This is a genomic window from Pseudosulfitobacter sp. DSM 107133, from assembly GCF_022788695.1.
Lineage (GTDB): Bacteria > Pseudomonadota > Alphaproteobacteria > Rhodobacterales > Rhodobacteraceae > Pseudosulfitobacter.
On the sequence record NZ_CP085154.1, the window covers coordinates 3265573 to 3291923 of the forward strand.

Here is a 26351-nt window from a genome sequence, read left to right on the forward strand (position 1 = left end):
TCCATGGCGAAAGGCTCTATCCTTGGCAATGCCCGACATCACCATCCGCGGCGCCGGTATCTTCGGCCTCGCCACTGCATGGGTCTGCGCCCAAAAAGGCGCGACTGTGCGCATCATCGACCCGAACGGCCCGGCTGCCGGCGCGTCGGGGGGCATTGTCGGCGCGCTGGCCCCGCATGTGCCGGAAAACTGGAACCCCAAGAAACAGTTTCAGCTGGAAAGCCTGCTGATGGCCGACAGCTTTTGGCGTGGCGTGTCGGACGCGGGCGGGCGGCATTCGGGTTATATCCGGTCTGGTCGTTTGCAACCGGTGGCAGATAGCCGCGCGCTGGCGCTGGCACAGGCACGGATCGAAACCGCGCGCGACCTGTGGCAGGGACAGGCGGAATGGGCCCTGCGACCGGCCTCGGGTGGCCCGTGGGCGCCGGACAGCCCGACCGGACAGCTGATCTTTGACAATCTCAGCGCCCATTTACATCCGGCACAGGCTTGCGCAGCACTGGTTGCCGCGCTGGACTCACGCGGGATATCGGTGGAAACGGACGGCCCCGAAGGCGGCCCGACCCTATGGGCAACCGGCATCGCGGGGCTGCAAGATCTGAACAAAACAGCGCCCCGGCCGATGGGGGCAGGCGTAAAGGGTCAGGCCGCGCTGCTGCAATACGACATGGCCGGCGCGCCACAGCTTTACGCCGAAGGGCTGCACATCATTCCGCACGCCGATGGCACCACCGCCATCGGGTCGACGTCGGAAAACCAATACGACCACCTGCAACCCGACGACCAACTGGACAACATTATTGCCCGCGCCCGCGCCGCCGTGCCTGCACTGGAATATGCGCCGGTCATTCAACGCTGGGCCGGCGTGCGCCCCCGCGCGCGCTCGCGTGCGCCGATGTTGGGGGCCTGGCCGGACCGCCCCCACCACTTTATCGCAAACGGCGGCTTCAAGATCGGTTTTGGCATGGCCCCCAAAGTGGCCGAAACAATGGCCGCGCTGATCCTGGAAAGCGACAACACCATCCCGACCGGCTTCGAGGTGCAAGCTTCGCAATAGGGCAGGCGCGCCGCGCATCGCAGACAAAGGCAAAATGGCAAAGGTCATGCTGCAACTGCACGGACGGCGTCAATTGCATAGCAGCCATGCAATCACATTCGATACGTCCACTTGCACATATGCGTCATCTGTTTCACGCTCCGGACTCTCACGGTACGAAAGCCTTTTTGATGAAACACCCTGAAATAGCCAGCCTCGACCACCTTGTTCTGACCGTTGGTGATCTGGAAGAAACGCTCGCCTTTTACTCGGACATCCTTGGAATGAAAGTCGAAAGATTCACCGCCGTAGACGGATCAAAGCGCCATGCATTGAAATTCGGCAGCCAAAAAATCAACGTCCACCGATGGGGTGCGGAATACGACCCAAAGGCCGCCTACCCTGGCCCCGGCACAACCGATATGTGCCTGCTTTCGGACACGCCGCTGGAAGAGTGGCAAGCCCATCTCGCGGCCAATAACATCACGATCGAAGAGGGGCCCGTCAGCCGGACGGGGGCAACGGGCCCGCTGCTATCGCTTTACATCCGCGACCCTGACGGCAACTTGCTTGAGGTCAGCACCCGCGCCTAGCAGTTTGTCTCGGCGCGCAATTGCTGCATGAGCTGACCCAGTTCCCTTAGGTAAATTTCGCCGGTCAGCCGGCCTTGATCGTCAAATTGGGTCGCGCAACTGGCGACGTGAATTTCCGGCCCCTGCAAGATGCGCGGGCGGAAAGGCACCATGAAACTGCGCAAGATCAACTGCGCCCGCTCGCCGCCTGCACGGCCCGCAGCGGCAGACATTACGGCAACAGGCTTGCCCGCCCAGCAGTTGCCTTCGCAACGGCTGATCCAGTCCAGCGCATTCTTCAAAACGCCCGACGGACCCTTGTTGTATTCGGTCGTCGAAATCACCACGGCGTCGGCATCAGCGATCTGACGTTCAACAGCCTGCACGTTTTCCGGCACGCCGTTGGCATCCTCTTCGTCGCCGTCATACAGCGAAAACCGCAGGTCCGCTTCCGAAAAGCTGCATTCCCCAAACAGGCGCGCCGCCTCGCGGATCAATTTGCTGTTGCAGGATTGCGCACGCAGCGATCCGGAAAGTCCCAATAGTCTTGGCGTGGTCATGTCGCCTCCTTTTCAATGACTTCCGCCAAAAGATGTGGCGGGTCAGTGCAATAGCAAGAGGGCGCAGCATTGCCACGCCCTCTTTCGTTATACATCATGATGCAGGTCGCATCAGGCGTTGGGCAAAATCACGATCTCTACGCGACGGTTCTGCGCCTTGCCTGCGGCATTCAGGTTGGTGGCGACGGGTTGCGATTCGCCGCGGCCAAAGGCCTGGATACGCGAATAGGGCACGCCGTTCTGCATCAACACATCAGCCACGGCATTCGCACGCCGTTCGCTCAGCTGTTGGTTATAGGCCGCGTCACCATCGCTGTCGGTATGTCCGACCACCTGAACGGTGCTGCCCGGATAGCGTTGCAGGCTGGCGGCCACCGAGGCCAGATCGTCGCGCAGGCCCTGGCGGACGGCAAAGCTGTCAGTTGCAAACAGGATATCCTGCGGCAGGGTCACAATCAGACGGTCACCCGTGTTGGTGATCTGCACGTTGTTGTCCAGCGACTGGCGCAACTCGGCTTCTTGCTTGTCCAGACTATAGCCGACCCCCGCGCCCACAGCGCCGCCCAGGACGGCACCGATCAGCGCACCGTCGCCACGGTCGCCGTCATCACTGACAGCGGCGCCCAGCAATGCGCCCGCAGCCGCACCCGCAAGGGCACCGGACTTGGTGTTGCGTTTGGGGTCATTTGGGTTGCCACCCAACTGGCCCGGAGCGGTACAGGCTGTCAGCGCCATGCTGCCCATCAGGACCGCTGCAATGGAAATTTTCGAAAACGTCATATCATACTGCCTTGGTTGGGCCCCGTTCGGGCAGGGCATGTTTTGATCAACGTTCTCATATATAGGCTTGTTCCCTACAAAAATAAGGGAAGTTCAAACTCGGCAAGAACCCGCCTGCTTCTCTGGTTCCAATAATCCCGGGGGACGACGCGCAAGCGGCGGGGGGCTGGCCCCCGCGTCGGCCCGCCACTTTCGCAATTCAAGCTTCGGCGCGGGCCGATTCATAGGCCAGCATCGCCCGTTTCACCGGCAAGCCCCAGTGATAACCACCCAACCCGCCCGATTTACGCAGCGCACGGTGGCAGGGGATCAGCCAGCTGACCGGATTGCGCCCCACGGCGGTGCCCACAGCGCGCACCGCACGCGGGCTGCCAATGCTTTGGGCAATTTCGGAATATGTCGTGACATGGCCCGAGGGGATGCGCAGCAACGCTTCCCACACCTTGATCTGGAACGGCGCACCGATCAGGTACAGCGGCGCGGTTTCCAGTTTCGCATCCGCCGCGCCAAAGGCCGCAAGCGCCCAGGGGCGCAGACGCATCGGGTCTTCGACAAAACGGGCGGCGGGCCAGCGCGCAACCAGATCCTCCAGGGCTGCGGCTTCGCCTGTTTCTGCCGCGAAACCCATGCCGCAAATGCCCTTGTCAGTGCCCATGACCACGGCGGGGCCAAAGGGGCTTTCGAACCAGCCCCAGTATATCGTCAGCCCCGCGCCGCCCTTGGCATAGTCACCCGGGCTCATCGCCTCCCAGCGCAAGAACAGGTCATGCAACCGCCCGCCACCCGACAGGCCGGCGGCAAGGGCGGTCTCCAGCGTGGTGAACCGTTCTGCCAGAAGCGCCTTGGCATGTCCCAGCGCCAGATATTGCTGATAACGCTTGGGCGACACGCCCACCCAGCGGCTAAAGACCCGCTGAAAATGGGCCGGGCTCATGCCCATTTCGCGCGCCAGATCGTCCAGCGTCAGGTTGTTGCCCTTGTCATCCACCAGTTCGATCGCGCGCCGCACGATATTATAATGGTAACCTGTGTCGGTTTCTGTGTGCTGTTCCATGACCCAAATCTAACGCGAGATCCGCGCCACAGCGACCCGAAAGCTGCGCAATCAAATTCTCTTTTGCGGTGTATCACGGCGGTGTTCCGGCAGATCCTTGCCCAAATCCTGAGCGATCAACGCCCCCGCTTCGGCCAGCGTCAGGATCGGCCGCGCCGCGATCATGGGGGCTTTGCCCAGCGCGGCGGCCAACATCGGGTCGTGAATGGTCGAAATGACGTTCAGGTCGGCAATGAACAGCGACCCGACCCACATCGCCTCGACATTCAGCAGCTCGTGCTGCTGCATCAAGATTTGTGTGTAGACAAATACCGAATCCCCCGGACGACGCAGCGGCATCTGCTGGGCCATCGCAGCCCCCGGCACCAGCACTTCATTTGATCCATAGTGCAATTCGGCCCGCCACGACTGGTACAGCACCAGCGAATTCGGTGACAGCCGCACATGATGCACCGGCACGCCCCGACCAAACGATTCAGGCGGCAAGACCACAGGGGCAATTTCGGGATGCCGGTTCAGGTCCGAGCGCAACAAACGGATCCGGTTGATCCGCAAGATGGGTTGCAGGCCGTGATCGCGCGTGACCAACATGTGCTGGCTGTCCAGCCATTCGACAGGCACCTCGCCCTCTTCGGTCAGCACCATCGTTCCGGGACCAAAGCTGGTTAACACCGCCGCGTCCCGCGATATGTCCGTTCTGTTCGCGTCTGGCCCTGTCGTTGCACGCATCTTTCCGGCGTCCTCTGTAACCTTCGACCCGCCGACGGATATCGCCCAATACTTAAAAGGACCTGACCAAAGGAACACGCACTAGATAGGATTGTCGGGATTTTCCGGTTGCGCGCTTGCCCGCCCGCGCCAAAACCCGCATAGGAGAACAATGGTAAAACAGCTTGATTATCACACGATCTATCAGATCTTCGACCGCTTCCGTGATGCAGACCCCGAACCCAAGGGCGAGCTGGATCACACCAACGCCTATACGCTGGTGGTCGCCGTGGCGCTGAGTGCGCAGGCCACCGACGCGGGGGTCAACAAGGCCACGAAATCGCTGTTCGCGGTGGTGGACACGCCGCAAAAGATGCTGGACCTGGGGCTGGAAGGTCTGACCGAGCATATCAAGACCATCGGCCTGTTCCGCCAAAAGGCCAAGAACGTGATGAAGCTCAGCCAGATTCTGGTGGACGACTATGGTGGCGTCGTGCCCTCGTCCCGCGCCGCGCTGCAATCGCTGCCGGGCGTCGGGCGCAAGACGGCCAACGTGGTGCTGAACATGTGGTGGAACTATCCCGCGCAGGCGGTCGATACGCACATTTTCCGTCTGGGCAACCGTTCGGGCATCGCCCCCGGCAAAACCGTGGACGCGGTTGAACGCGCCATCGAAGACAATATTCCCGCTGAATTCCAGCAACATGCACACCACTGGATGATCCTGCACGGACGCTATCACTGCAAGGCCCGCAAGCCCCAGTGCCGCACCTGTATCATCCGCGATCTCTGCCAATTCGAGGACAAGACCCAATGACACAATATGAACTTGTTGGCATCGGCAACGCCGTTGTCGATGTCATCTCGCATGCCGACGACCAGTTTCTGGGCAACATGGGCATCGAAAAAGGCATCATGCAGCTGATTGAACGCGACCGCGCCGAAGTGCTGTACGGCGCAATGAACGACCGCTTGCAGACCCCCGGCGGATCGGTGGCCAACACGCTTGCAGGCGTCGGTGCGCTGGGTATGAAGACCGCCTTTATCGGACGGGTGAACGATGACGTTCTGGGCCGGTTCTACGCCGACGCGATGACCGGTGTGGGCACCGAATTTGTCAACGCACCGGTTGCGGGCGGCGATCTGCCCACGTCACGCTCGATGATCTTTGTGTCGCCCGATGGCGAACGGTCGATGAACACCTATCTGGGCATCTCCACCGATCTGGGCCCGGCCGATGTGCCCGACGCTGTCGCCTCGGCGGCCAAGATCATGTTCCTCGAAGGGTATCTGTTCGACAAGGACCATGGCAAACAGGCGTTCCTGCAAGCGTCGCGGCTGACCCGCGCGGCGGGGGGCATGTCGGGCATCGCCATTTCCGACCCCTTTTGTGTTGACCGCCACCGCGCCGATTTCCTGCGCATGATCGGCGAAGAACTGGACTATGTCATTGGCAACGAGGCCGAAATCAAGTCGCTGTTCGAAACCGACGACCTTGAAGCAGCCTTGGGCAAGACCGCCGCCATGTGCCCCACCGTGGTCTGCACCCGTTCGGGCGATGGCGTGACCCTGATCCGCAACAGCGAACGGGTGGACGTGCCGGTGACCAAGGTTGTGCCGGTCGATGCCACGGGTGCGGGCGACCAGTTTGCCGCCGGCTTCCTGTTTGGTCTCGCCTCGGGGCGCGATCTGGCCACCTGCGGGCGCATGGGCAACGCCTGTGCTGCCGAGGTTATCAGCCACATCGGTCCCCGCCCCGAAGCGGACATGATGGAGGTGTTCCGCAAGGAAGGTCTGGTCTGATGCTGGAAAACGGAATGCATGACGTACCGCTGGGCAAGATCGCCACAGTGGTCACGCATCTGGAAATGCGCGCGCGTGCCGACATCTCGGGGCGCACTGCCCCTCAGGGCTGGACCCTGCGCCGCATGGAAAAGCCGGATCTGGACTGGTATCGCCGCATCTTTCAGGCGGTGGGTGAAGACTGGCTGTGGTTCTCGCGCCGTGGCCTGTCCGACGATGCACTGGCCGCGATCATTCACAGCGACGATGTCGCCATCTGGACCCTATCCAAAGGCAGCACCGACGCCGCCCTGCTGGAACTGGATTTCCGCGTGTCAGGGGAATGCGAGCTGGCATTCTTCGGCGTTACCCCGGACCTGATCGGCCTTGGTGCAGGGCGTTACCTGATGGACGTCGCGATTGATCAGGCATGGGCGCGCGACATCAACCGCTTTCACGTCCACACCTGCACGCTGGACAGTCCGCAGGCGCTGGGGTTCTACCGCCGTGCAGGGTTTACGCCGATCCGCCAACAGGTCGAAATCGACGACGACCCGCGCGTGGCCAAAGGGTTTGACGACGCGCTGGCCCCGCATGTGCCGCTGTTGGCCCCTTAGGGTCACAGATAGGTTTCGAATTCGGCCAACACGGCGGCGTAAACATCGCGCTTGAACGGCACGATGCCGTCCACCACCTGCGCGGGCGCGACCCACTTCCATGCGACAAATTCGGGATGCTCGGTGGCGATGTTCACATCCCCGTCCGCCCCTTTGAACCGCAGCAGGAACCACTTCTGCTCTTGCCCGCGATACTTGCCGCCCCAGATGTCCGGCACCACATCGTGCGGCAGATCATAGGGCAACCAGCCCGCTGTTTCAGCCTCGACCTCGACCAATGACGACGGGATGCCGGTCTCTTCCTCCAGTTCGCGCAGGGCGGCTGCTCGGGCATCCTCGCCCTTGTCCACGCCACCCTGTGGCATCTGCCAGAATTCACGGAACCGGTCATGACGCTGCCCGACCCAGACCTGCCCCGCCGCATTGACCAGCATCACGCCCACATTGCGCCGGTATGGCAGCGCGTTAATCTCTTCCGGTGTCATCGTACTCTCCTGTCGTTTGGGCTGTGATATATTGCCTTACGCCGCGTTGCACATGACATTCCCGCCCAACTGGGGCGAAATAGCGCGAAATCATACCGCCGGAGGATTCCATGACAGCTTACCGCCACATGCTCGCCCCGCTCGACCTTGGCTTTACCACTTTGAAGAACCGCGTGCTCATGGGGTCCATGCACACCGGCCTTGAGGAAACCAAGGACTGGAACCGTGTCGCAGAGTTCTACGCCGAACGTGCGCGCGGCGATGTGGGCCTGATGGTGACAGGGGGCATCGGCCCCAACATGGAAGGGTCGGTCGCACCCGGTGCCGCAATGCTGGCGACGGACGAAGACATCAAGAATCACAGCGTCGTCACCGACCGTGTCCACGCGGCAGGCGGCAAGATCGCGATGCAGATCCTGCACGCGGGCCGCTATGCCTTCAGCCCCAAGTGCGTGGCGCCCAGCCCCGTCAAATCCCCGATTTCCCCCTTCCCGCCGAACGAGCTGGACGAAGAAGGCATCGAGAAACAGATCAGCGACATCGTCAACACCGCCGCCCGCGCCCGCGAGGCCGGCTATGACGGGGTCGAAATCATGGGGTCCGAGGGGTATTTCCTGAACCAGTTCCTTGTGACCCACACCAACAAGCGCACCGACCGCTGGGGCGGTTCCTATGAAAACCGCATGCGCCTGCCGATCGAAGTGGTCCGCCGCACCCGCGAAGCCGTGGGCGATGACTTTATCATCATCTACCGCCTGTCGATGATCGACCTTGTGCCCGATGGATCGACCTTTGACGAGGTCGTGCAACTGGCCAAGGAAATCGAAAAAGCGGGGGCCACCATCATCAACACCGGCATCGGCTGGCACGAGGCGCGCATCCCGACCATCGCCACCTCGGTCCCGCGCGCGGCCTTTGCATGGGTCACCAAGAAACTGATGGGTCAGGTGAACATTCCCATCATCACGTCAAACCGCATCAACACCCCCGAGGTCGCAGAGGAGGTCCTGTCGACGGGCTGCGCCGACATGGTGTCGATGGCCCGCCCGATGCTGGCCGACCCGCATTTCGTGTCCAAGGCCGCCGCAGACAAGGCTGCGCAGATCGCGCCCTGCATCGCCTGCAATCAGGCCTGTCTGGACCACACCTTTGGCGGCAAGATCAGCTCGTGCCTGGTGAACCCGCTGGCCTGCTATGAAACCGAACTGCCGATCACGCCAACCGACACCCCAAAATCAATCGCCGTCGTCGGCGCAGGTCCCGCAGGCCTGTCCACCGCTATCACCGCCGCCCAACGCGGGCACAGCGTGACCTTGTTTGACAAGTCAGACGAGGTCGGCGGGCAGTTGAACATGGCCAAGCAAATCCCCGGCAAGGAAGAGTTCTGGGGGCTGGTCGACTGGTATCGCACCATGGTCGACACTCTGGGCATCACCACGAAACTCGGCACCACCGCCACGCCGGACATGCTGAAAGGGTTTGACGAGGTTATCATCGCCACCGGCGTCCTGCCCCGCGATCCTGCGATCCCCGGTCAGGATGGCGCCAACGTGCTGGATTACATCGACGTGCTACGCCACAAGAAACCTGTCGGCAAATCCGTCGCCGTTGTCGGCGCGGGCGGTATCGGCTTTGACGTATCCGAATTCCTGTCCGAGGAAGACGGCCACAGCACCACCGAACACCTACCCGAATGGATGCGCGAATGGGGCGTCTCCGACCCCGCAGAGCACCGCGGCGGCCTGAACCCCGATGGCCCCAAACCCGGCCACCCCGCCCGCGCCATCACCTTGCTGCAACGCAAGGCGGAAAAGCACGGCAAACGTCTGGGCAAGACCACCGGCTGGATTCACCGCGCCGCGCTGAAGATGAAAGAGGTCAATTTTGTCGGCGGTGTGAATTATGAACGCATCGACGCCGACGGCCTGCATGTCTCGTTCGGCGAAGCCCGCGAAAACCCGCAGACCATCGCCGCCGAGACCATCGTTCTGTGCGCGGGCCAGCTGCCCGACCGCAGCCTTGCCGATGCGCTGGAACAACAGGGCACCACATGCCACGTCATTGGCGGGGCTGACGTGGCCGCAGAACTCGACGCGAAACGCGCCATCGACCAGGGCACGCGGCTCGCCGCGACACTCTGAGCCCCTTCTTTTGGCTGCAAATATCCTCGGGGGGAGTGTGAGGGGGCCGAAAGCCCCCTCGCTGCGCCGCAAGGCGCAAACAAAAGAAACCGCCGCAAGGCGCAAAGCATCGCGTGCGCCGTCAGGCGCTCTGCTCCGATCCGCCATGCGCCGCGCGGCTGTCCTCGGGGGCCTCTGCGCGGTCAAACATCCCGTAATCCCGGATCACATGCGCCACACGCAAACGGTAGTCGGCAAAGACACCACCCCGCCCCTTGCTCTGCGCCCCGCGATGCGCGGTCAGCGTCCGCCAGCGTTCCACCGCTGCCTCGTCCTCGAAGAACGACAGCGACAACAGCTTGCCCGGCGTCGTCAGGCTCTCGAATCGCTCGACGCCCAGAAACCCCTCGACCTGATCCACCAGCGGACGCATCGCCGCCGCGATGTCCAGATAGGCGTCGCGCTTGCCCTCTGCGGGCTCAACTTCAAATATAACAGCAATCATCCCGATACCTTTCTCAACCACGTCCTGTCCTCGCGCAGCAGAAACTTCTGCGACTGCGCAAAGGCATAGTTTTCCCGCCCCAGCGGGTCTTCGGCCAAACGTGCCCGATAGGCTTCGTAGTCCGCCAGCGATTTCACATGATAAATGCCATAGGCCAGCGTGGACGACCCCTCATGCGGGGCGAAATACCCCACAAGGTCGGCACCACAGCGCGGGATCGCCTGCCCCCAGTTGCGGGCATATTGCGCAAAGGCATCGTGTTGCGTGGGGTCAATCTGATATCGGATTACACAGGTCAGCATCGGTCATTCTCCTTCGGTTGCTCAGGCACTGATAGACGATTGCCGCACGCAAATGCTTCGACTAGCATCAAACTATGAAAGAAGGCCCCGATTTCACCCAGATCGCCATGCTGATGGGCGACCCCGCACGCGCCAACATCCTGACAGCGCTGATGTCAGGGCGTGCACTGACCGCATCTGAACTGGCCGCAGAGGCGGGCGTGACCGCTGCGACAGCCTCGTCGCATCTGGCCAAGCTGGAACAGGGCGGGCTGCTGTTGCGCCGCAAACAGGGGCGGCATCGCTATTTCGCGCTGGCCACAGAAGAGGTCGCACATACCATCGAGGCGATGATGGGGCTGGCCGCGAACCACGGCCATCTGCGCACCCGCCAGGGGCCAAAGGATATCGAACTGCGCACCGCGCGGGTCTGCTACAACCACCTTGCGGGCGACACTGGCGTTCAGATGTTTCGTGCGCTTCTGACCAAGGGGCAGATCGCCACCGGCCCCGACGGTCTGGACCTGACCGACACTGGCATGGATCTGATGCAGCGCCTTGGCCTGCCGCTTGATGCGCTTGCACAATCCCGCGCGCCGATGTGCCGCGAATGTCTGGACTGGAGCGCACGCCGCTCGCATCTGGCGGGCAAACTGGGGCGTGCTTTGCTGTCCCATTTCGAGACACTGGGCTGGGCATCCCGCGTGCCGAACACCCGTATCATCCGCTTTACCCCCAAGGGCCGCGCCGCCTTTGACGCGACATTTGCGAAACTGGACTGATCCATGCCTCTCTATATCTACGACATCCTGCCCGACGGCACCGCGACCCCCACGACCGACACATCGCCCACCGGCCTCAGCGGCTACCGCTGGTTCCACTTCGACCTGAAGGACCCTGAACTGCCGCAATGGGCCAACGCGCATCTGCACCCGATCCCCGCAGGTGCCTTGTTGCAAACCGAAACCCGGCCACGCTGCGATGTGCATGACGACGGGCTGATGCTGAACCTGCGCGGCGTGAACCTGAACTCTGACGGACCAGCAGACCAGATGGTCGCCGTACGGATGTGGGTCACCGATCAAACCGTGGTGACCGTGCGCATGCGCCGCGTCTTTGCCATCGAGGACATTCGCAAGGCCTTGGAAAAAGGGGGCGGCCCCAACAGCAGCGCCGCCTTTGTCGAAGCGCTGGCCAGCCGGTTGACCGAACGTGTGCAAAACACCGTGTTCGAGTTGGCTGACGAGGTTGACGATCTGGAGGACGCCATCCACGATGACGATAATGCACCGCTGCCCGAAAACCTGGCCGAACTGCGCCGCACCGCGATCCGCCTGCGCCGCTATCTGGGCCCGCAACGCGACGCGCTGATGGCGCTGGCCGCCACTGACACGCCCGCTGGCAACAGCCCGCTGCACCGCCGCGAACTGGCCAACCTTGCAATGCTGACCGTCGAGGAACTGGACGGGCTTCAGAGCCGCCTGACCGCGATCAACGACCACCACGCCGCTCAAGCTGCCAATGTGCAGAACCGCAACAGCTATATCCTGAGTATCATCGCCGGGATATTTTTGCCCTTGAGTTTCATCACAGGCCTGTTTGGCGTCAACGTGGGTGGAATGCCGGGTATTAACAGCCCCCTTGCCTTCACAATTCTATGTCTGTCAATGATCGCGATCACTTTGGTGTCGTTTGTGATCATGCGTTGGCTCAAGTGGATATAAGTGCCCGCCACGCCCTGTCGGCCTGATGAATCATTATGCCGAAAATCTGGAAAATGTGAGCAGACAATGTCATTGCTGAAATTCTCGAATGACTCTTGTTGCAAGCAATTGTGACATCGACTCGCGCCTGGATTGCGGTCGAAAATCACAATACACGCTAACTTTTCCGATTAATATCAAATAGATATTCGAATTAGCCCCCAACAGAAACACAGCGTTCTCGCGTTTCCGCGCCTGCAACGATGTCCCGAATAACCCCAAGATTATCCCACCCTTGCCCCGATCTTGCCGTGATTGGGCGCGATACACGGGGTTAGAAACCGAATACCGAGAGAAGGGGACGGCATGGACCGCCTAACAGAAATGGAAGCCTTTGCCACAGTTGTGGATCAGGGAGGATTCACTGACGCGGCCAAGAAGATGGGAATCTCCAAATCGGCCGTGTCCAAGCACGTCTCGTCGCTGGAAGCGCGCCTTGGGGCGCGCCTGCTGAACCGCACCACGCGCCGCGTGTCGCCGACCGAAATCGGACTTGCCTATTATGACCGCGCGCGCCGCGTGCTGAATGACGCAGGCGAGGCTGATGCGCTGGTCACGTCGATGCAATCTGCCCCGTCCGGCCTGCTGCGGATCAGTGTGGCAACCGATTTTGGCGTTAATCATCTGTCACCGGCCCTGTCCTCATTCCTTGAAGATTTCCCCGACATCACCGTCAACATGGTGCTGAACAACCGCTATGTCGAACTGATCTCGGAAGGGTTCGACATGGCCGTGCGCATCGGCGAGCTGGAAGACAGCACCCTGCGCGCCCGCAAGTTGACGGAAACCACCAAACGCATGATTGCCTCGCCCGCCTATTTCGCGAAATACGGCAAGCCGGAAAAAATCGACGATCTGAACAATCACAAACTGCTGCATTATTCCAACCAGTCCTCGGGCAACGTGTGGAAGCTGACCGCTCCGTCTGGCGAAAAACGTCAGGTGCGCACTGCGGGCTGGCTGTCGGTCAACGACGGGCAATCCTTGCTGAACGCCGCTGTGTCGGGTCTGGGCATCGCCTATCTGCCGTCGTTCCTGTATGCGGATGCAATGGAAAAAGGTCTGGTCGAGGACGCAATGCCCGACCTGCCGATGGACAGTCAGGGCATCTATGCCGTCTATCCGCCGGGCCGGTTTACCCAGCCCAAAGTGCGCGCGTTCATCGACTTTCTCGTGCATGAGTTTGCCGACAAGGGTCCATCCGACTGGTAAACCCGACCAAAAGTTACCTCGCAGAAAGCCCCGCCCCAGTGCGGGGTTTTCAGCGTTGTGACAACAGCACCGCTTCGACCCGCCGGTTCTGCTCGCGGCCCGCCGCGGTCAGGTTCGACGCAATCGGGGCAAGATAACCCATGCCCTCGGCCTGTACCTGTTCGGGATCGACGTTATAGGCATCAATCAACCGCTGGCGTACTGCTGCGGCGCGTTGTCGTGACAGGGCTATGTTCACGTCCTGACTGCCAACACTGTCCGTGTGCCCAACCACCGCAATCGTCACATCGGGCTGCGCCAGCAGAAACTTTGCCAGCATTTGCACAGAGGCAAACGGCCCCTTGCCCAGCGCCGAGGTGCCGGTGTCAAACTCAAGCCCGCCCAGAACGATGTGGCCATCTGTCAAAAGCTGCCTGTCGAAATCCGCAACAGGTGGGGGCGGGTCCGTGGGTGCGATGGCCGGCGTCGGGCGGTCGCCCACGGTCTCGGGTGTGCCTTGCTGCTGTACGATCTTCCCCGCTTCGATGATTTGCACATAGGCTGCGGTCGATGTCGTGGACACCATCAACGTAATCACGCTGTCCGGCTGTTCGGTCGGCCCCATGATGGCGGTCACAAACCGATAGGCCCGCATGTTCACGCGCATGTTCGGCGCGGGCAGCACTTCGGTGTTGAACCGGAAATCAAAGCCGCCACAACTGGATTGATCGCAGTCCAACGCGATGACATAGCCCGCCGCTTTCAACTGCGCGCGCAGGGGAACCAGAACCTGCAAGGTGGTCAGCCCGGCCGAAGCGATGCGCCACGCCTGACGGCGCACTTGGCCCTCGATGGCGACGGTTGGCACGCCCACCCCGTATTGAAACGCCCCCGTCGGCGCGAGATAGCGGTCAAGTGCGCTGTTGCGTTCGACCGTTTCGCGCGCGCTGGTCGACAGGGTCAGCTGCAACGCCTGAACCGGCGCTGCGGCCCAGACGACCAAGGCCGTTATTGCCAGCCGCGCGTTCACCGAAACTGGCTGTGATAGGCGTCGTTGGGGCGCATGTCAGTGGCGCTGGCCACACGGTTGGTCATATTGAAAAAGGCCGCGACCGACGCGATGTCCCAGATATCGCGGTCGGAAAATCCGTGATCGCGCAGGGTCTGACGGTGGGCCTCGGTGGTCTTGGCGCTGGCGACGGTCAGGTTTTCGGAAAATTCCAACATCGCCGCCACCCGCGGTTCCAGATCAGCCGCCCGCCAGTTCATCACCATCTGTTCGCCCAAAATCGGATCACCCGACAGTTGCCGCACGGCAGCGCCATGGGCGGTCAGACAATAATAGCATTTGTTCACCGAACTGACGACAACGGCGATCATTTCGCGCTCCAGCTTGGTCAGGCCCGAGTCGCCCAGCATCAGGTCGTTATACAGCGCGGTAAAGCTGTTCAGCTTGTCGATATCAAAGGCATAGGCCTGCAACACATTCGGGATCATGCCCAGTTTGTCCTGACACACGTCAAAGTATTTTTGCGTCGCTGCGGGCAGCGGATCAACCATTGGCAGATTCAGGGCTGTGGGTTGGGTCTTGTCGCTCATGTTGCATCCTCCAGATGTCTGTAATGATAGCGCCCGACTTCGGTAAAGCCGCTTTTTTGATATAGCGCGTTGGCCGCTGTGTTTGTCGCCACGCACAGAACCGACAGGCTGTGCGCCCCGTTTTCCTGCGCCCAAAAAGCCGCCTTGCGCATCATCCAGTCAGCCACACCCTGACGGCGCTGGTGTTCCAGAACTTCGACCGCATGGACCATGCACACGCCGTCATGGATAGCGGCAAAGGCAACACCTGCGGGTTGTTCGTTCCAGCGCGACAGGATCGCGGTTTTCAGCCTGGCCCGCGCCATCACCGCCAGACGGGCCGGGCCGATACCGCCCTTGGCCCAGATTTCTTCCATGATCGCCAGCGGCTCCCATATGGAAAAGGCCGTGACTTTGGGGATCGGCTTGTCGGTCAGTGTCCCAACGGGTGTGATATAAAGCACAACCGGGTCGATCACGACAAAGCCGCGCGCTTCCAGCATCGCGTCCAGCGCGTCGTCCCCTTCGCGCACCTGAAACAAAGGTTCCTGATCCAGCGCCGCCATCCCGGAAATGGCGGCGTCGATGTCGCCCTCACTCACCGGCCCCGTGGCCGAGGCCGCCGAAACACGTTTGCCGCCGCATTGTCCCTCGCGCAACATCCACGATCCCAGTGGAATGAACCGCGCTGCTGGCCAGGTCGCGTCGCATACATCATACAGTTTCTGTACTGTTGTCATGCCGGAAACTCTGCATCCAGCGCGGCCACTGCGGCGTCCAGCATCGCCGCATCGGTGCCGCGCAAAACAATGTTCGCGCCATATCGCCCGTCCTTTTGAAACGGATAGGATCCGATCGACAGGGCCGGATAGGCCCGCGCCAGTTCCCCCAAGGGGCCGGCAATGTCCCCCTCGCCGCGATCAATGCGCCGGGTGCGACTGATCAGGGGTGCCCCGCCTGTCAGGGTGGGCAGAACGCTTTGAACCATCGCCTGAAACACCGCTGGCACCCCCGCCATCACATGCACGTTTTCCATGGTAAAGCCGGGGGCAATCGAAACAGGGTTTTCGATCAGCACAGCCCCGTCGGGAATGCGCGCCATGCGCTGGCGTGCGGTGTTGAATTCCATCCCCTGCCGGTTGTAATGCGCCTGAAGCAATGCCCGCGCATCATCGCGCACATCGATATGCGCCCCAAAGGCTGCCGCGATGCAATCGGCGGTAATATCGTCATGGGTCGGGCCGATGCCGCCGCTGGTGAACACGTGCTCATAAGCCGCCGACAGCGCCTTGACCGCCTCGGTGATTGCATCCGCGTCGTCGCTGACAACGCGCACCTCGCGCAGGTCGATGCCGCGTTCGGTCAGTTGTCCGGCCAGATGATACATGTTGCTGTCGCGGGTGCGCCCCGACAGGATCTCGTCGCCGATCACCAGCATGGCTGCGGTTGGTTGTGTCATCCGGGCGGTTCCCTTAAGCCTGTGTTGCCCAAGGTATAGGCCCGCCCTCATGCGCTTTCAAACCCAACTTGTCCCTGCCCGCCTGCTCCGGCGATATAAACGCTTTCTGGCCGACTGTACGCTGGAAGACCGCACCGAAATCACCGCCCATTGCGCCAACCCCGGCTCGATGATGGGGCTGGCCGAAGCGGGCATGAAAATCTGGCTGGAGCCCAATGACGACCCCAAGAAAAAGCTGAAATACGGCTGGCGTCTGGTCGATCACGAAAACGGGCATTTCACCGGCGTTGACACATCTGTGCCCAACCGCGCCTTGCGTGCGGCGCTTGAGACCCGCCAGATCGGCCCTCTGGCGGCCTATGGCACTGTGCGGCCCGAGGTGAAATACGGCACCAGCAGCCGCATTGATTTCCTGCTGAGCGAACCGGGCCTGCCCGATGCCTATGTCGAGGTGAAATCCGTGACCCTGAACCGCCAACCCGGACTGGCCGAATTTCCCGATAGCGTGACCGCGCGCGGGGCCAGGCATTTGGGCGAATTGACCCGCATGGTACAGGACGGCCATCGCGCGGTGATGCTGTATCTGGTGCAACGCACCGATTGCACCCGTTTCGCGCTGGCGGGCGATATTGACCCTGCTTATGCCGCCGCCTATGCCACCGCCACACACGCCGGGGTGGAAACCATTTGCATCGGCACCCATATAACCCCGCAAGCGATCACAATTGCCGATCCTCTGACCGTTGATATGTAAGCAACTCTGGCAATTTTTCTGCACTTGCATTACAATTGTGCAAATTCTCAGGACCAACGGAGACCTCTGTTGAAACAAGAAAACCGGGGCCGTCTGACCAAAGACGGCATACGCATTTACGATCCGTCTGACTCCGCTGGTATGTACGCCGCCGGAGCACTGGCTTCGCGTATCCTTGATGCGATGTCCGAACATGTTTTTCCCGGTCAGACCACGGCCGAGATTGACCGGATAATCACCGACATGGTGGACGCGGCGGGCGCCAAATCGGCGACCATCGGCTACAAGGGCTATGAACACGCCAGCTGCATCAGCGTGAACCATGTGGTGTGCCACGGCATCCCCGGCGACAAGAAGCTGAAGGATGGCGACATTCTGAACATCGACGTCACCGTGATCGTTGATGGATGGTTTGGTGACACCAGCCGCATGTATGTGGCAGGCAAACTACCCCGCAAGGCCGAGCGTCTGATCCAAGTGACCCACGACGCGCTGATGCGAGGGATCGAAGCGGTGAAGCCGGGCAATACATTCGGCGATATCGGCTATGCCATCCAAAGCTTTGTCGAAGCGCACCGCATGTCGGTGGTCCGCGATTTCTGCGGGCATGGGCTGGGCCGCGTCTTTCACGCGCCGCCGAACGTGTTGCACTATGGCCGCCAGGGCGCAGGTGCGCGGTTGGAGCCCGGCATGTTCTTTACCATCGAACCGATGGTGAACCTTGGCCGCGCCGAGACAAAAACGCTGGCCGACGACTGGACCGCCGTAACCCGCGACAAATCGCTGTCTGCACAGTTTGAACATTCGGTTGGTGTGACGGAAACCGGTGTTGAAATCTTTACCCTCTCCGAGGCCGGAACGTTCCACCCGACCTACTAGCAACTGTATTTCTCAAGCGAGTTGAGTAGTCCATTTCTGCCGACTTTTGCAAAGGGCGTTCACGATTGTCACAAGCTTTCTTGCGACGGCGGTGATTATCACTTTGTGTGGTTTTCCGGCTTCGCGAAGGCGGTCTGCGAACGGCTTCAGGACGGGATTGTGGTGACTGGCGACGAGCGCCGCCTGGAACATAACGTGTCGCAGCGGGCGCCGGCCGCCTCCGATAGCGCGCTTGCCCCGCATCGCGCCGCTGTCATGGGCAATGGGCGCAAGGCCTGTCAGCGCGGCGGCTTGTTCGCCCGTGATCTGGCCGAGTTCCGGCATTTCAGCGATCAACATCGTGCTGGCGACCGGGCCAATGCCGGGAACTGAACGCAAGATGGCAGCAGTCGTGGCAAGGCCTTCCTCTGAGGCGATGATCTGTTCGATCCGGACCTCAAGTCCTGCAATCTGGCGATCCAGTAGGTCTTTCAGGTCACCATCCATGACGTCGAACAGATCATCCGAACCCAGTTTCGCATGCGCCTTGATTTGCGCCAAAAGCCGTTTGCGTGTTTCGACGAGCTGACCACGCTTGGACACCAAAGCCCTGAGAAGACGTATCTTTTCATGCGGCAAGGTCCGCCCTGCATCAGGCCGAAAGGCCATGAACCGCGCGATAAGCTCCGCGTCGATCCTATCCGTTTTCGCCCGCGTGCCCCGGCTGGCGGCAAAGGCTTTGATTTGCGCGGGCGGCAGTTGCCTGGTCGCGACCCCTGCAACGTCGAGGGCCGACCACAGACGCCATTCCTGCCCCCCTGTGGCCTCAAAACAAACCAGCGCACAGGCTGACTTTGCCAGGGCGCCCACGCGCGCATGCCCGTCCTCGGAATTGGGCAATCGAAGTCTCTGATTGCTTGGCAGGCAATGAATGTCCAGCCAATCGCGGCTGACATCTATGCCAAGGATTGCGTCTCGTGTTATCCTGTTCATGTTCTCTTCCTTCTGATCCGTGGTCCAAGCTGGCCACAAGCAACTGTTCGAGATGGATGAAGAGAGACAGTGCTGGCTCGCTAGCAAACGTGGTCCCAGTTCAACTTGGGCCACAAGGCTCTGACGCCATACAACGTCCCGTCAGTGACCTCGGCCAAGGTCGCTGACGGGGGAACAATAACAGATCGGAGATACAGAAGGGTCTGGACCCCAGGATCTATTCGGCACTGAAGGTGAACAGGGGTTCGCCACCGACCGTATAGGTGTTGATCAGCTCTGCCGCGCGCGGGCTGCTCAGCCATGTCTCGACCCGTTCGGCCAGGTCATGTGCCACATGCGGATGCCGTTCGGGGTTGAGCGGGACAAAACTGTATTGGTTGAACAACACCGGATCCCCCGAAAACAGAACCGCAAGACTGGCCTTGTTGTCAAATTTCAGCCAGCTGGCGCGGTCCGTCAAAGCATAGGCGTCGAATTCCACAGCGGCGCTCAGGCTGCCCTGAGACACAACGCTGTACCAGTTCGGAAACGACTGCGGCATCAGCCCCGCATCGGCCCACAGCGCCTGTTCCTTGGCCTGAACAACGCTGTCACCGCTATAGCTGACAAAACGGCGTTCGCTTTTGGCGATGCGCTGCAAGGCTTCGGTCACAGACCTGGCCTGTGCAATGCCCGCATGGTCGTCCACCGGCCCGACCAGAACAAAATCATCATACATGATCTGACGACAATGGGTGCCAAACCCTGTCGCAATAAAAGTTTCTTCATCTCTGCGGCTGCGAACAAGAATCGCATCCACCTGCCCTGTCTCGCCCAATGCAAGCACCTGAACCGTGTCGCCAGACTGCATCTGCACGGAAATACCGGTGTCTGCCTCAAGCGCGGGCCACAGCACATCGGACAGCCCGGAGACCGCAAAAGGTGTGGTGACTGCCAGTTTCAGCGTTTCAGCCTGCGCAGCAAAAGCAGTCAATGCCAAAGCCAACGCGGCCAAACTACGGATCATGCGACATCGCCCTTAAGTGGATCGGAATTCGTATCGGGACAGCCTGCCGACGTGAAGCCGCCAACACCTGCCCTGATTGCAGTATACACCAAAGCATCAAACATACACTGCCCTAAGCACCTAGCCTTTTTCCAGCAGCGTCACATGGGTGTCACCAAAACGACGCCCGTCCACTTGCACAAAGCCGTCAGGCGCGGTCATCGGGGCGTTTTCTTCCCAGACAATACAGGCCCCCTTGGCGATCCAGCCGCCGGCGACGGCAGAGCGCAGCGCGCTGTCGCCCATGCCCTTGCCATAGGGCGGGTCAAGAAACACCAGATCGAAAGGCGCGGCGATCCAGGCGCCCAGCCGCGTGGCATCGTTGCGCATCAGCGTCGCATTGTCCTCGGCCCGCAGTTTTTTGAGGTTTTCGCCAATCAGCTTTTGCCCCACGCGTCCGTTTTCCACCAATACCGCTTGCGCCGCGCCGCGCGACAGCGCCTCAAGCGCCAGTGCCCCCGTGCCTGCGAACAGGTCCAGCACCCGCGCACCGTCGATCACGCCGCGACTGGTCAGCATCGAAAACAGGCTTTCGCGCACACGGTCCGAGGTGGGGCGCAGATGTGCGCCCGCATCCCCCTTGCCCAGATGGGCCAGCGCCGTGCCGCGCCATGTGCCTGCGATGATCCTCACGCTTGCAGCAATGGCTTCAGATCGGCGTCAGGATCGGCCACGATGGCGGGGTCCGCCGTCTTGCCCGCCTCGATCAGTCGCTTGCCGATCATATAGGCACGCGGATCATTGGCAGCGTCCACTGCAAGCAGTTGGTCCCCAAGGTAATACCAGAAAGACACCGCAGCACCGCTGTCGCGGGTTACCACACGGTCATAGCCGACATTCAGCCCGGCGATTTGCAGTTTCACATCATATTGATCCGACCAGAACCAGGGCTTGGCCACATAATCCTTGCCCGCGCCCATGATGTTTTCGGCCACCACCTCGGCCTGATCAATGGCGTTGGGCACGCTTTCCAGCCGGATACGGGTGCCGCGATAGGGGAAGGACGCGCAATCGCCCGCCGCCCAGACATGCGGATCAGAGGTGCGCCCCAACGCGTCAACCTTGATACCGTTTTCCATCTCCAGCCCCGCCGCTTCGGCCAGACCCGATGCAGGCGCAATGCCAACACCCACGATCACAAAATCCACGTCCAGCTCGGACCCATCGGTCAAAAGCGCTCCGCTGACGGCTCCCTCGCCCAGCAGGCGGTCCAGCCCGACACCTTCGCGGATGTCGACACCGTGGCCTGTGTGCAGAGCGCGGAAGTAGTCGCTGGTTTCCGGCGATGCGACCCGTTGCAGGATACGATCGGCCATTTCGACCAACGTCACCTTCAGCCCCAGTTTGGACGCCACCGCTGCCGCCTCAAGCCCGATATAGCCGCCGCCCACGATCAATACCCGCGCACCATCGGCAAAACGCGGAGCCATGGTGTCAACGTCCAGCAGGTCGCGCACGGTGAACACCCCGTCAAGCGTGCCACCAATCGCAGCAGGCAGACGGCGCGGATCTGATCCTGTCGTCAAAACCAGCTGGTCGTAATGCAGCACTTCGCCCGGTATCGTCACAGTCTGCGCAACAGGGTCAATCGCCTCGACCTTTGTACCCATGCGCAGGTCGATGTTGTTCTCGGAATAGAAGCTTTCGGGACGCAGAAACATCCGCTCAAGCGTCATGTCACCCAGCAGATACCCTTTTGACAAGGGCGGGCGCTGATAGGGGGGAACCGCCTCTGCACCGATTAAAGTTACCTTGCCCTCAAACCCTTTGTTGCGCAGCTTTGCCACACAAGACGATCCGGCTTGACCGGCCCCGATAACAATAACGTGCATATTGTGTCCTTCCCTGACGTTCTGACCGATTTTTATGGCCCAAATCCCTGGCGGACCCTATATCGGGAACGGACGTTAACACAATTCCCGAAAGGAGCCGATAATGGCACTCTCTCAAGGTGACACCCTGCCCGACGCAACACTGGTGCAAATGGGCGCAGAAGGCCCCGCTCCGGTCAGCCTGGCTGACAAGACCAAGGGTCGCAAGGTCGTGATCTTTGCTGTTCCCGGCGCCTTCACCCCCACCTGTCATTCGGCCCATGTGCCCTCGTTCATCCGCACCAAGGATCAGTTCGACGCAAAAGGCGTGGACGAGATCATTTGCGTATCGGTCAACGACCCGTTCGTGATGAACGCCTGGGGCGAAGCCACCGGCGCGACCGCCGCAGGCATCACCATGCTGTCGGACGCAAGCAGCGAATTCACCACCGCCATCGGCATGAACTTTGACGCCCCGCCCGTCGGCCTGATGGCACGGTCCAAACGCTATGCAATGCTGGTGGACGACGGCAAGGTGACCCTGTTCCAGGCCGAAGAAAACCCCGGCGTCTGTGACGTGTCCGGCGGCGAAGGTTTGCTGGACAGCATGTAAAGGTCACCCATGGGTTACCCCTATGGGCTATCGAGACGTGCCTTGAACGCAAAAGGCCCCCGCGCAACGGGGGCCTTTTTCATGTCAGCATCGCCGCGCTTTATTCTGCCGCAGCCTGATAGATCGTGCGCGTGGGGAACGGAATATCGACACCCTTGGCATCCAGTGCTTCCTTGACCTTGCGGTTCATGTCGTTGGTGAAGGCAAAGTAATCCGACGCATTGCACCACACCCGCACCCGGAAATCGACCGAGCTGTCGCCCAGGTTGCCGACCTGAATGAACGGTTCCGGTTCCTTGTGCGCACGCGGATCGGCCATGATCGTTTCGCGGATCGTGTCCTCGGCGTCCTTCAGGTTCGCGCCATAGCCCACACCGAAATACCATTCGGCGCGGCGGGTGGGATAGACAGAGTAGTTCTCGATCACGTTGCCCCAGACTTCCTTGTTGGGAATGATCACCTGCGTGTTCGACATACTGGCCAGTTCGGTAAAGTTCAGCGTCACGTCCTTGACCGTGCCCATCTGCCCTGCCACATCGACAAAATCGCCGATCTTCAGCGGACGGAACAGGATCAGCATAACGCCCGCCGCGACGTTGGACAGCGTGCCCTGCAAGGCCAGACCAATCGCCAGACCCGCAGCACCCACCGCCGCGACAATTGACGTGGTCTGAATGCCGAATGTGTTCAGCACGATCAGCATCGTAAAGCCGATGATGACGTATTGGACAATCGAGCCCAGGAAATTGAACAGCGTGTTGTCCAGATGCGCATGTGCCGTGCCGATCTTGCGCACGCGGCTGCCCAGCCATGCGGCAATGATCCAGCCGACAATGATGATGACGACCGCCCCGACAACCGATCCGGCAATCGACGCCAGCATGTTCAGTGTCAGGAAATCGGCAATGGTATGGCCGCCAAAAATCTCGGTATTCATTAAGTCTTGAAACATCTCTTATCCTGCCAGGCTGTCCATTTTGCGCGCCAGTTTGACGTCCAGCGAGCTGAGACCGTCAACATCATGGGTGATCAGCACCACAGCGACCCTATTATAGGTATTGCTCCATTCGGGGTGATGATCCCACTTTTCGGCCCAGAACGCGGCGCGTGTCATCCAGCCGAAAGCATCCGCAAAATCATGAAACTTGAACGTCTTGCAAATGGCATCGCGGCCTTCGACCATGTCCCAGCCGGTTTCCTTCAACGGCGCAAGCAGTGTCTTGCGTGTCTCGGTGCTTAATTTTTCAGTCATTCCTGTTCCTCGATTTGTATTTTCCTGAACGGTCCGTATTCCGTCAGCACTTCGATTTCCTCGGCCACGGCTGCACCTTCGGCCCTAAGGTAGGTCGCAATCGCGTCAGAGAAACCCGCATCCCCCACCCAGTGCAAAGAATGGGTCTGGGTCGGAAGGTAGCCGCGCGCCAGCTTGTGTTCGCCCTGCGCACCCGCCTCGACCGTGTCCAGCCCAAGAGAGATGGCGATGTCGATAGCCTGATAATAGCACAGTTCGAAATGCAGGCAGGGGTGATGCTCGGTACAGCCCCAATAGCGCCCGTAAAGCGCGTGTGCGCCAACGAAATTCAGCGCGCCAGCCACATAGTGCCCACCGCGCCGCGCCAGCACCAGATAGATGTCGTCGCGCAAATGCGCCTGCGCCTGATTGAAAAAGTCCCGCGTTAAATAGGGCGTGCCCCATTTGCGCGCGCCGGTGTCCTGATAGAACTCCCAGAACGCATCCCAATGGTGCGGCTGGATCGCCTCCCCCGTCAGCACTTCGATCTCGCCGCCAAAACCCTGCGCCTGCGCACGTTCCTTGCGGATGTTCTTGCGCTTGCGGCTGGACAGGCTGGCAAGGAAGTCATCAAAGCTCGCATAGCCGTCGTTGTGCCAGTGAAACTGCTGTGTGGTCCGCCGCAACAGCCCCATCTGAACGCCCAGCGCCGCCTCGTCTTCCGTGCAAAACGTGGCGTGCAGGGTCGAAATACCGTTGTTTTCTGCCAGCTGCACGGCCCCCTGCACCAGAGCCGCAAAGCCGGCTTCGGCAAAGTCGGGATGCACCAGAAACCGCCGCCCCGTGGCGGGGGTATGCGGGACAGCGATCTGCAATTTCGGATAATACCGCCCGCCCGCGCGCTCATAGGCATGGGCCCAGTTGTGGTCAAAGATATATTCGCCCTGACTGTGCGATTTGACATACATCGGGGCACAGCCGATCACCTGCCCCTGCATCGACGCGACCAGATACTGGGGCTGCCACCCTGTGCCCGTGCCCACCGAACCGCTGTCTTCCAACGCCCGCAAAAAGCGATAGGTCGTAAACGGATCGTTCGGACGCGCGCCCCCCCCAGACTCGGGACAGGCGCAGGCATCCCAGTCTGCCGCGTCAATCTGCGCAAGCGTGGGGACGACCCTGATTTCTACCTCTTGCCCGCTCATCTCTGCCCCGCTTGTTGTTATAGCTGCCCTGCGACGGCGGCCACCCACACTATGTGTGGCGGCGCTGCGTCGGATCAACCTTTGAGAGGGGCCAGATATTGCTCAAAGGTGATGTTCTGCGCCACCAGGCGCGCTTCGGCTTCGGCCTCGGGTGAGCAGACCGTCCAGCACAAGACCGCCGCCCCCGCCGCCTTCAACGCCGCGACACGTGCGCGGCCCAGATCTTCGGCCTCGTGGCTGATAAAACAGGCACCGACACGGTCATAATCCGGGATTTCACGCAACCGGTCACAGACTTCGGCGCTCAGCGGCCAGTCTTCGGCACGATAGGCACTTGTTGTCAGCCCGCGCGGCACGTCGGGCAACACCTCGGCCAGTCGCGCCACGGCATGGGGGTTGAACGACATCACGGCCAACGGCCCCGCGTAGTCGCGCAGGGACCGCGCCGCCACGTCCTGGAGCAGCCCCACATGGGGACCCATCGCGCCGTCCTGATCCTTGAACTCGACCAACAGCGGCACGCGACCCGCGACAATCTCCAGAACCTCGGCCAGCTGGGGAATCCCCTCGTTCGATCCACGCAGCACCGTGCGTCCCAACGTCGCCGAATCGCACATGCGCACCGCTCCGCTGCCTTCGGCCAACCGGTCCAGCGCGTAATCATGGAACACCATCGCATGGCCATCGGCGCTCAGTTGCAGGTCGATCTCGATTCCATAACCGTGTGCAATCGCCGCGCGGATTGCCGCGCGGCTGTTCTCGGGCCGCCCGTCAGCCACATCGTGCAAGGCCCGATGCGCCAGTGGCACATCGAGAAAGTCCTGCGGCAACCGCATGATCATTTGACCTGGAAGATGCCTTCGATCTCGACAGCCACACCCAAAGGCAGGGACGCCGCCGAAACGGCCGAGCGCGAATGCCGCCCCGCATCACCCAGCGCCTCGACCAAAAAGTCCGACGCACCGTTCACCACTTTGGGCTGGTCGGTGAAATCTGCCGTTGAATTCACAAATGCGGTCAGCTTGACCACACGCACCAGACGGTCGATGTCGCCACCACAGGCCGCCTTGACCTGCGCCAGCAGGCTGATCGCACAAGTCCGAGCCGCAGCCGCGCCCGCAGCCACATCCATATCTGCGCCCAGTTTCCCGGTGATGAACCCGTCAGGACCGTTAGAGATCTGGCCCGAGACGTAGACCATATCGCCCACTTGAACAAAGGGCACATAGTTCGCCGCAGGTGCCGGCGCATTCGGCAGTTCCACACCCAGGTCTGCCAGTTTCTTTGCAAAGCTCATCGCAATCTCCAATATTGAATTTCGCCGCGACGCTATTCCTTCGCCCGCAAAAG

General features: G+C 61.0%; 32 protein-coding genes. 12 read left to right on the forward strand and 20 right to left on the reverse strand.

What is annotated here, in order from left to right; translation table 11 throughout:
* The first annotated feature begins 28 nt into the window (after positions 1 to 28).
* Together DSM107133_RS16260 and DSM107133_RS16265 are read left to right on the forward strand one after the other, a co-directional pair.
* Entirely contained in the window at positions 29 to 1057 is a 1029-nt protein-coding gene (locus tag DSM107133_RS16260) for an FAD-dependent oxidoreductase (protein WP_114293150.1), read from the forward strand.
* A gap of 170 nt (positions 1058 to 1227) precedes the next feature.
* Positions 1228 to 1629 (forward strand): VOC family protein, encoded by a 402-nt coding sequence (locus DSM107133_RS16265; protein WP_114293151.1) that lies wholly within the window; start codon positions 1228 to 1230, stop codon positions 1627 to 1629.
* Here DSM107133_RS16265 and DSM107133_RS16270 read toward each other — a convergent pair.
* From DSM107133_RS16270 to DSM107133_RS16285, 4 genes are all read right to left on the reverse strand, one after another.
* Positions 1626 to 2168 carry an NADPH-dependent FMN reductase gene (locus DSM107133_RS16270; RefSeq protein ID WP_114293152.1) on the reverse strand — a complete coding sequence of 181 codons (543 nt, stop codon included), beginning with the start codon at positions 2166 to 2168 and terminating at the stop codon, positions 1626 to 1628. The two genes, DSM107133_RS16265 and DSM107133_RS16270, sit on opposite strands and share 4 nt — an antisense overlap.
* Positions 2169 to 2279: 111 nt before the next feature.
* Positions 2280 to 2948 (reverse strand): OmpA family protein, encoded by a 669-nt coding sequence (locus tag DSM107133_RS16275; RefSeq protein ID WP_114293153.1) that lies wholly within the window; start codon positions 2946 to 2948, stop codon positions 2280 to 2282.
* Between the two features lie 199 nt (positions 2949 to 3147).
* Positions 3148 to 4002, reverse strand: a complete 855-nt coding sequence (locus DSM107133_RS16280) for a bifunctional helix-turn-helix domain-containing protein/methylated-DNA--[protein]-cysteine S-methyltransferase (RefSeq protein ID WP_114293154.1) — start codon at positions 4000 to 4002, stop codon at positions 3148 to 3150.
* A 51-nt stretch (positions 4003 to 4053) separates the two neighbouring features.
* Positions 4054 to 4731, reverse strand: coding sequence for a Hint domain-containing protein (locus DSM107133_RS16285; protein ID WP_114293155.1), 678 nt, complete (start codon positions 4729 to 4731; stop codon positions 4054 to 4056).
* Positions 4732 to 4882: 151 nt separating this feature from the next.
* Here DSM107133_RS16285 and nth point away from each other — a divergent pair, with 151 nt between their 5' ends.
* The 3 genes from nth to DSM107133_RS16300 are packed head-to-tail and all read left to right on the forward strand — an operon-like array spanning position 4883 to position 7109.
* Positions 4883 to 5527 carry an endonuclease III gene (gene nth, locus DSM107133_RS16290; RefSeq protein ID WP_114293156.1) on the forward strand — a complete coding sequence of 215 codons (645 nt, stop codon included), beginning with the start codon at positions 4883 to 4885 and terminating at the stop codon, positions 5525 to 5527.
* Complete coding sequence (locus tag DSM107133_RS16295) at positions 5524 to 6513, forward strand: adenosine kinase (RefSeq protein WP_114293157.1); 990 nt, start codon at positions 5524 to 5526, stop codon at positions 6511 to 6513. The genes nth and DSM107133_RS16295 overlap by 4 nt, the downstream gene beginning before the upstream one ends.
* Positions 6513 to 7109, forward strand: coding sequence for a GNAT family N-acetyltransferase (locus DSM107133_RS16300; RefSeq protein ID WP_114293158.1), 597 nt, complete (start codon positions 6513 to 6515; stop codon positions 7107 to 7109). The genes DSM107133_RS16295 and DSM107133_RS16300 overlap by 1 nt, the downstream gene beginning before the upstream one ends.
* 2 nt (positions 7110 to 7111) lie before the next feature.
* Here DSM107133_RS16300 and DSM107133_RS16305 read toward each other — a convergent pair whose 3' ends face one another.
* Positions 7112 to 7594, reverse strand: a complete 483-nt coding sequence (locus tag DSM107133_RS16305; protein WP_114293159.1) for an RNA pyrophosphohydrolase — start codon at positions 7592 to 7594, stop codon at positions 7112 to 7114.
* Positions 7595 to 7704: 110 nt separating this feature from the next.
* On the opposite strand from DSM107133_RS16305, the gene DSM107133_RS16310 reads away from it, so the two are divergent.
* Positions 7705 to 9735, forward strand: a complete 2031-nt coding sequence (locus tag DSM107133_RS16310; protein ID WP_114293160.1) for an NADPH-dependent 2,4-dienoyl-CoA reductase — start codon at positions 7705 to 7707, stop codon at positions 9733 to 9735.
* Positions 9736 to 9856: 121 nt separating this feature from the next.
* Here the strand turns inward: DSM107133_RS16310 and DSM107133_RS16315 are convergent, their stop codons facing one another.
* Positions 9857 to 10219, reverse strand: a complete 363-nt coding sequence (locus DSM107133_RS16315) for an antibiotic biosynthesis monooxygenase (protein ID WP_114293161.1) — start codon at positions 10217 to 10219, stop codon at positions 9857 to 9859.
* The gene (locus DSM107133_RS16320) at positions 10216 to 10521 is read right to left on the reverse strand and encodes an NIPSNAP family protein (RefSeq protein WP_028957032.1); all 306 of its coding nucleotides are present in this window, start codon (positions 10519 to 10521) and stop codon (positions 10216 to 10218) included. Before DSM107133_RS16320 ends, DSM107133_RS16315 begins: the two co-directional genes overlap by 4 nt.
* A gap of 74 nt (positions 10522 to 10595) precedes the next feature.
* On the opposite strand from DSM107133_RS16320, the gene DSM107133_RS16325 reads away from it, so the two are divergent.
* From DSM107133_RS16325 to DSM107133_RS16335, 3 genes are all read left to right on the forward strand, one after another.
* Positions 10596 to 11282 carry a winged helix-turn-helix domain-containing protein gene (locus DSM107133_RS16325; RefSeq protein WP_114293162.1) on the forward strand — a complete coding sequence of 229 codons (687 nt, stop codon included), beginning with the start codon at positions 10596 to 10598 and terminating at the stop codon, positions 11280 to 11282.
* Positions 11283 to 11285: 3 nt separating this feature from the next.
* Positions 11286 to 12224, forward strand: a complete 939-nt coding sequence (locus DSM107133_RS16330; protein ID WP_114293163.1) for a zinc transporter ZntB — start codon at positions 11286 to 11288, stop codon at positions 12222 to 12224.
* A gap of 345 nt (positions 12225 to 12569) precedes the next feature.
* On the forward strand, positions 12570 to 13475 hold the full coding sequence (locus DSM107133_RS16335) for a LysR family transcriptional regulator (protein ID WP_114293164.1): 906 nt from the start codon (positions 12570 to 12572) through the stop codon (positions 13473 to 13475).
* Positions 13476 to 13524: 49 nt separating this feature from the next.
* Here DSM107133_RS16335 and DSM107133_RS16340 read toward each other — a convergent pair whose 3' ends face one another.
* Genes DSM107133_RS16340 through DSM107133_RS16355 form a run of 4 tightly spaced genes read right to left on the reverse strand, consistent with a single transcriptional unit; the run spans position 13525 to position 16491 of the window.
* Positions 13525 to 14484 carry an OmpA family protein gene (locus DSM107133_RS16340; protein WP_240310495.1) on the reverse strand — a complete coding sequence of 320 codons (960 nt, stop codon included), beginning with the start codon at positions 14482 to 14484 and terminating at the stop codon, positions 13525 to 13527.
* Positions 14481 to 15053 carry a peroxidase-related enzyme gene (locus DSM107133_RS16345; protein WP_114293165.1) on the reverse strand — a complete coding sequence of 191 codons (573 nt, stop codon included), beginning with the start codon at positions 15051 to 15053 and terminating at the stop codon, positions 14481 to 14483. The genes DSM107133_RS16340 and DSM107133_RS16345 overlap by 4 nt, the downstream gene beginning before the upstream one ends.
* Positions 15050 to 15772 (reverse strand): GNAT family N-acetyltransferase, encoded by a 723-nt coding sequence (locus tag DSM107133_RS16350; RefSeq protein ID WP_114293166.1) that lies wholly within the window; start codon positions 15770 to 15772, stop codon positions 15050 to 15052. Before DSM107133_RS16350 ends, DSM107133_RS16345 begins: the two co-directional genes overlap by 4 nt.
* Positions 15769 to 16491, reverse strand: coding sequence for a molybdopterin-binding protein (locus DSM107133_RS16355; RefSeq protein ID WP_114293167.1), 723 nt, complete (start codon positions 16489 to 16491; stop codon positions 15769 to 15771). The genes DSM107133_RS16350 and DSM107133_RS16355 overlap by 4 nt, the downstream gene beginning before the upstream one ends.
* Positions 16492 to 16540: 49 nt before the next feature.
* Between DSM107133_RS16355 and sfsA the strand changes: the two genes are divergently transcribed.
* Both sfsA and map read left to right on the forward strand, forming a co-directional pair.
* Positions 16541 to 17245 (forward strand): DNA/RNA nuclease SfsA, encoded by a 705-nt coding sequence (gene sfsA / locus DSM107133_RS16360; protein WP_114293168.1) that lies wholly within the window; start codon positions 16541 to 16543, stop codon positions 17243 to 17245.
* A 69-nt stretch (positions 17246 to 17314) separates the two neighbouring features.
* A complete protein-coding gene (map, locus tag DSM107133_RS16365) occupies positions 17315 to 18124 on the forward strand; it encodes a type I methionyl aminopeptidase (protein WP_114293169.1) in 810 nt (269 codons plus the stop codon).
* A gap of 12 nt (positions 18125 to 18136) precedes the next feature.
* Here map and DSM107133_RS16370 read toward each other — a convergent pair whose 3' ends face one another.
* The 4 genes from DSM107133_RS16370 to DSM107133_RS16385 form a co-directional block, all read right to left on the reverse strand.
* The gene (locus DSM107133_RS16370) at positions 18137 to 19096 is read right to left on the reverse strand and encodes an IS110 family transposase (RefSeq protein ID WP_243253540.1); all 960 of its coding nucleotides are present in this window, start codon (positions 19094 to 19096) and stop codon (positions 18137 to 18139) included.
* 217 nt (positions 19097 to 19313) lie between these two features.
* Positions 19314 to 20102 carry a substrate-binding domain-containing protein gene (locus DSM107133_RS16375; protein WP_114292707.1) on the reverse strand — a complete coding sequence of 263 codons (789 nt, stop codon included), beginning with the start codon at positions 20100 to 20102 and terminating at the stop codon, positions 19314 to 19316.
* Between the two features lie 120 nt (positions 20103 to 20222).
* Positions 20223 to 20774, reverse strand: coding sequence for a 16S rRNA (guanine(966)-N(2))-methyltransferase RsmD (rsmD, locus tag DSM107133_RS16380; RefSeq protein ID WP_114292708.1), 552 nt, complete (start codon positions 20772 to 20774; stop codon positions 20223 to 20225).
* On the reverse strand, positions 20771 to 21973 hold the full coding sequence (locus DSM107133_RS16385) for an FAD-dependent oxidoreductase (protein ID WP_114292709.1): 1203 nt from the start codon (positions 21971 to 21973) through the stop codon (positions 20771 to 20773). The genes rsmD and DSM107133_RS16385 overlap by 4 nt, the downstream gene beginning before the upstream one ends.
* Before the next feature lie 103 nt (positions 21974 to 22076).
* On the opposite strand from DSM107133_RS16385, the gene DSM107133_RS16390 reads away from it, so the two are divergent.
* A complete protein-coding gene (locus tag DSM107133_RS16390) occupies positions 22077 to 22565 on the forward strand; it encodes a peroxiredoxin (protein ID WP_114292710.1) in 489 nt (162 codons plus the stop codon).
* A 100-nt stretch (positions 22566 to 22665) separates the two neighbouring features.
* Here DSM107133_RS16390 and DSM107133_RS16395 read toward each other — a convergent pair whose 3' ends face one another.
* The 5 genes from DSM107133_RS16395 to DSM107133_RS16415 all read right to left on the reverse strand — a co-directional run bounded on the left by DSM107133_RS16395 (position 22666) and on the right by DSM107133_RS16415 (position 26298).
* A complete protein-coding gene (locus DSM107133_RS16395) occupies positions 22666 to 23517 on the reverse strand; it encodes a mechanosensitive ion channel family protein (protein WP_114292711.1) in 852 nt (283 codons plus the stop codon).
* A gap of 3 nt (positions 23518 to 23520) precedes the next feature.
* On the reverse strand, positions 23521 to 23817 hold the full coding sequence (locus DSM107133_RS16400) for a 4a-hydroxytetrahydrobiopterin dehydratase (RefSeq protein ID WP_114292712.1): 297 nt from the start codon (positions 23815 to 23817) through the stop codon (positions 23521 to 23523).
* Positions 23814 to 25001 (reverse strand): GNAT family N-acetyltransferase, encoded by a 1188-nt coding sequence (locus DSM107133_RS16405; RefSeq protein WP_114292713.1) that lies wholly within the window; start codon positions 24999 to 25001, stop codon positions 23814 to 23816. The genes DSM107133_RS16400 and DSM107133_RS16405 overlap by 4 nt, the downstream gene beginning before the upstream one ends.
* A gap of 74 nt (positions 25002 to 25075) precedes the next feature.
* On the reverse strand, positions 25076 to 25837 hold the full coding sequence (locus DSM107133_RS16410) for a glycerophosphodiester phosphodiesterase family protein (protein WP_114292714.1): 762 nt from the start codon (positions 25835 to 25837) through the stop codon (positions 25076 to 25078).
* Positions 25838 to 25839: 2 nt separating this feature from the next.
* Complete coding sequence (locus DSM107133_RS16415; protein ID WP_114292790.1) at positions 25840 to 26298, reverse strand: RidA family protein; 459 nt, start codon at positions 26296 to 26298, stop codon at positions 25840 to 25842.
* Between the last annotated feature and the right edge of the window lie 53 nt (positions 26299 to 26351).

Coding starts and splice junctions, on each gene's coding strand:
- DSM107133_RS16275 (WP_114293153.1), bottom strand. CDS start 2,948: ATGACGTTTTCGAAAATTTCCATTGCAGCGGTCCTGATGGGCAGCATG.
- DSM107133_RS16405 (WP_114292713.1), bottom strand. CDS start 25,001: ATGAGCGGGCAAGAGGTAGAAATCAGGGTCGTCCCCACGCTTGCGCAG.
- DSM107133_RS16305 (WP_114293159.1), bottom strand. CDS start 7,594: ATGACACCGGAAGAGATTAACGCGCTGCCATACCGGCGCAATGTGGGC.
- nth (WP_114293156.1), top strand. CDS start 4,883: ATGGTAAAACAGCTTGATTATCACACGATCTATCAGATCTTCGACCGC.
- DSM107133_RS16260 (WP_114293150.1), top strand. CDS start 29: ATGCCCGACATCACCATCCGCGGCGCCGGTATCTTCGGCCTCGCCACT.
- DSM107133_RS16280 (WP_114293154.1), bottom strand. CDS start 4,002: ATGGAACAGCACACAGAAACCGACACAGGTTACCATTATAATATCGTG.
- DSM107133_RS16320 (WP_028957032.1), bottom strand. CDS start 10,521: ATGCTGACCTGTGTAATCCGATATCAGATTGACCCCACGCAACACGAT.
- DSM107133_RS16265 (WP_114293151.1), top strand. CDS start 1,228: ATGAAACACCCTGAAATAGCCAGCCTCGACCACCTTGTTCTGACCGTT.
- DSM107133_RS16385 (WP_114292709.1), bottom strand. CDS start 21,973: ATGCACGTTATTGTTATCGGGGCCGGTCAAGCCGGATCGTCTTGTGTG.
- DSM107133_RS16315 (WP_114293161.1), bottom strand. CDS start 10,219: ATGATTGCTGTTATATTTGAAGTTGAGCCCGCAGAGGGCAAGCGCGAC.
- DSM107133_RS16335 (WP_114293164.1), top strand. CDS start 12,570: ATGGACCGCCTAACAGAAATGGAAGCCTTTGCCACAGTTGTGGATCAG.
- DSM107133_RS16410 (WP_114292714.1), bottom strand. CDS start 25,837: ATGCGGTTGCCGCAGGACTTTCTCGATGTGCCACTGGCGCATCGGGCC.
- DSM107133_RS16300 (WP_114293158.1), top strand. CDS start 6,513: ATGCTGGAAAACGGAATGCATGACGTACCGCTGGGCAAGATCGCCACA.
- DSM107133_RS16415 (WP_114292790.1), bottom strand. CDS start 26,298: ATGAGCTTTGCAAAGAAACTGGCAGACCTGGGTGTGGAACTGCCGAAT.
- DSM107133_RS16400 (WP_114292712.1), bottom strand. CDS start 23,817: ATGACTGAAAAATTAAGCACCGAGACACGCAAGACACTGCTTGCGCCG.
- DSM107133_RS16355 (WP_114293167.1), bottom strand. CDS start 16,491: ATGACACAACCAACCGCAGCCATGCTGGTGATCGGCGACGAGATCCTG.
- DSM107133_RS16350 (WP_114293166.1), bottom strand. CDS start 15,772: ATGACAACAGTACAGAAACTGTATGATGTATGCGACGCGACCTGGCCA.
- DSM107133_RS16370 (WP_243253540.1), bottom strand. CDS start 19,096: ATGAACAGGATAACACGAGACGCAATCCTTGGCATAGATGTCAGCCGC.
- DSM107133_RS16285 (WP_114293155.1), bottom strand. CDS start 4,731: ATGCGTGCAACGACAGGGCCAGACGCGAACAGAACGGACATATCGCGG.
- DSM107133_RS16295 (WP_114293157.1), top strand. CDS start 5,524: ATGACACAATATGAACTTGTTGGCATCGGCAACGCCGTTGTCGATGTC.
- DSM107133_RS16330 (WP_114293163.1), top strand. CDS start 11,286: ATGCCTCTCTATATCTACGACATCCTGCCCGACGGCACCGCGACCCCC.
- DSM107133_RS16375 (WP_114292707.1), bottom strand. CDS start 20,102: ATGATCCGTAGTTTGGCCGCGTTGGCTTTGGCATTGACTGCTTTTGCT.
- DSM107133_RS16390 (WP_114292710.1), top strand. CDS start 22,077: ATGGCACTCTCTCAAGGTGACACCCTGCCCGACGCAACACTGGTGCAA.
- sfsA (WP_114293168.1), top strand. CDS start 16,541: ATGCGCTTTCAAACCCAACTTGTCCCTGCCCGCCTGCTCCGGCGATAT.
- DSM107133_RS16270 (WP_114293152.1), bottom strand. CDS start 2,168: ATGACCACGCCAAGACTATTGGGACTTTCCGGATCGCTGCGTGCGCAA.
- DSM107133_RS16310 (WP_114293160.1), top strand. CDS start 7,705: ATGACAGCTTACCGCCACATGCTCGCCCCGCTCGACCTTGGCTTTACC.
- DSM107133_RS16395 (WP_114292711.1), bottom strand. CDS start 23,517: ATGTTTCAAGACTTAATGAATACCGAGATTTTTGGCGGCCATACCATT.
- DSM107133_RS16345 (WP_114293165.1), bottom strand. CDS start 15,053: ATGAGCGACAAGACCCAACCCACAGCCCTGAATCTGCCAATGGTTGAT.
- DSM107133_RS16325 (WP_114293162.1), top strand. CDS start 10,596: ATGAAAGAAGGCCCCGATTTCACCCAGATCGCCATGCTGATGGGCGAC.